Source organism: Spiroplasma sp. hy2 (assembly GCF_044714365.1).
Classification (GTDB): domain Bacteria; phylum Bacillota_I; class Bacilli_A; order Mycoplasmatales; family Mycoplasmataceae; genus Spiroplasma; species Spiroplasma phoeniceum.
Genome location: NZ_RXFZ02000246.1, coordinates 1 through 1,165 on the forward strand (window position 1 = coordinate 1; position 1,165 = coordinate 1,165).

Sequence of the window (1,165 nt, forward strand, 5' to 3'; positions counted from 1 at the left end):
AWAWAAAAGATACTATCTAACGATTAATCCAATAAATATAAGTATTTTTTACAAAATAAAAAGCACTTTATTCTTTTTCAATAAAGTGCTACATTTGCATTTACAATTTACAATATAAACAAAATTATTTTACACAAATGAAAAAAGCAATATTTCATGGTGAACCCCAAAAAGTAAAAACAACTAACAAGAATCTAACAAATTGAAGTGATGAAAAAGTAGATAAGTTAATTAATGATTTGAAAGACTTAAATTAAATGAGTTTATATGATTATTGAGTTCAATTTGTTAGCTATATTATTGGCTCAAATGCCCCTGAATTTTTATATGTTATATCTTTTGTATTATTTATTGTTTTATTTTTTGGAATATTTTTTAAACTTATTCAAAAAATGTGAAGTTTTTAAATTATGACAAAAGATTGAGAAAAATTAAAAGAGTTTTTTATTCATGTATTTTTATTTATTGATAAATCTAACGTTGAAAGTATTACAACTTGAACTTTGACTCAAAATGAATATTTAACTCTTATGATTGGTGTGTGAATTGTGATTTTATTTTTAACGTGGTTTTTATTGTGAATGGTTTTTAAAATAGTTGGGTATTTTAAGTAATGAAAAAGTTTATATTTTTCTTAAAAAATTATTGTTATATTAGTGGTTCAATGATTTTGTTTAGTTTAATTGATTTATTACTTTGGATAATTTCATTAAATTATACTGGTTTAGTATTTTGATTATTGTTTGCTTTGCAATGTGTTTATTTTGTATGATGAGTTTGAAAAAACATATTTTATCAGTTAAATGCTTTTCGGTTAGTTAATTTTGTTTGAGATAATCCGTTATCGGTAATTATTGGTAAGTTAGGAACTGGTAAAACATTACTTTTAACTTATTTATCACAAACTATGAAATTATTAACAGATAAAATTTATAGTAATTATCCGTTAGAAGATAATAAAGTTAAAGTTTTAACATTTAAAAATTTAGATTTTACAGATAGAACAAAACCAGTTCCCCCAGATGATAGTGTTATTTTATTTGATGAAAGTTATTTATATATTAGACTTCTTGCATAACCTAGTTATTTTAAAATTCCTATAAAATATATTTAAAATAGAAATTATAGGAATCTAAAATTATGAAATTTGATAAATTTGATWATA

Annotated in this window: 1 protein-coding gene and 2 pseudogenes; all 3 read left to right on the plus strand. The window is 21.0% G+C overall.

What is annotated here, in order from left to right:
• Positions 1–92: 92 nt before the first annotated feature.
• Positions 93–257, plus strand: a pseudogene (locus EHV01_RS06825) (DUF3627 domain-containing protein); the annotation flags it as partial.
• Positions 258–410: 153 nt separating this feature from the next.
• The gene (locus EHV01_RS05795) at positions 411–614 is read left to right on the plus strand and encodes a DUF2649 family protein (protein ID WP_422066633.1); all 204 of its coding nucleotides are present in this window, start codon (positions 411–413) and stop codon (positions 612–614) included.
• Positions 614–1,063, plus strand: a pseudogene (locus EHV01_RS05800) (hypothetical protein); the annotation flags it as partial. The gene EHV01_RS05795 and the pseudogene EHV01_RS05800, both read left to right, overlap by 1 nt.
• Between the last annotated feature and the right edge of the window lie 102 nt (positions 1,064–1,165).